Origin of the sequence: Bacteroides sp. AM23-12, from assembly GCF_003434395.1 — a bacterium.
Lineage (GTDB): Bacteria > Bacteroidota > Bacteroidia > Bacteroidales > Bacteroidaceae > Bacteroides > Bacteroides thetaiotaomicron.
Window position 1 is genome coordinate 1 of record NZ_QTLF01000100.1, and the last position, 949, is coordinate 949.

1 protein-coding gene is annotated in these 949 nt (G+C 49.5%); it reads right to left on the reverse strand.

All coding sequences use genetic code 11. From position 1 onward, the window contains the following. Nucleotides 1–109: 109 nt before the first annotated feature. Nucleotides 110–949 (reverse strand): DnaJ C-terminal domain-containing protein (locus DW640_RS23320; RefSeq protein WP_117579008.1); only part of this gene is annotated, 840 nt, incomplete at its 5' end.

Consider the following 949-nt stretch of genomic DNA (forward strand, 5'->3'; position numbering starts at 1 on the left):
TTGGGTAAGATTTTATAGATATTGTTTGGAGAGGACTTAGAATTCACACTCTTTATTATATCTCTGTGTGAATGACTATGATCTTAAAAACAGACCCAGCCAAAGAAAGCTAGTCAAAGAAGCTCTTGAACTTCTTGAAGATCTTCTCCTTCACCGATGTACTCGGCTTGAAGTTGTCCGAAGCCTCCATCTTTTCCAGCGTGCTCTTTTCCTCCTTGTTCAATGCTTCCGGCACATAAATGCTGATATTAACCAGCAAATCTCCCGTACCGTAACCATTGACATTCGGCAGACCTTTGCCGCGCAGACGCAGCACTTTTCCCGGTTGAGTACCCGAGTCGATCTTCACTTTCACTTTTCCGTCGATTGTCGGAATCTCCACGGCACCGCCCAGTGCGGCAGTCGGGAAACTCAGCAGCAAGTTATAGATCAGATCATTCTCGTCGCGGATCAAGTCCGGATGCGGTTCTTCCTCTACGAGAATCAGCAAGTCGCCCGGCACACCATTATGCTTTCCGGCATTACCCTTGCCGCCCATCGAGAGCTGCATACCTTCTGCCACTCCGGCAGGAATCTTCACCGTCACTACCTCTTCGCCATATACGATACCGTCGCCGCCACACTCTTTACACTTGTTCTTGATGATTTTACCTTCACCGTTACAAGTAGGACAAGTGGCGCGGGTCTGCATCGTACCCAGAATCGTCTGCTGGTTACGGATCACCGAACCGCTACCTTTACAGGTCGGACAAATCTCCGAACCGCCGTCGCCTTCGGCACCCGTGCCATGACAGTGATTACACGGCACATATTTTTTCAGTTTGAATTTCTTTTCTACTCCTGTCGAGATTTCTTTCAAAGTCATCTTTACCTTGACACGTAGATCGCTGCCCCGATAGCGACGTTGCTGTGAACCACCGCCACCGCCACCGAAACCGCTGAACCCTCC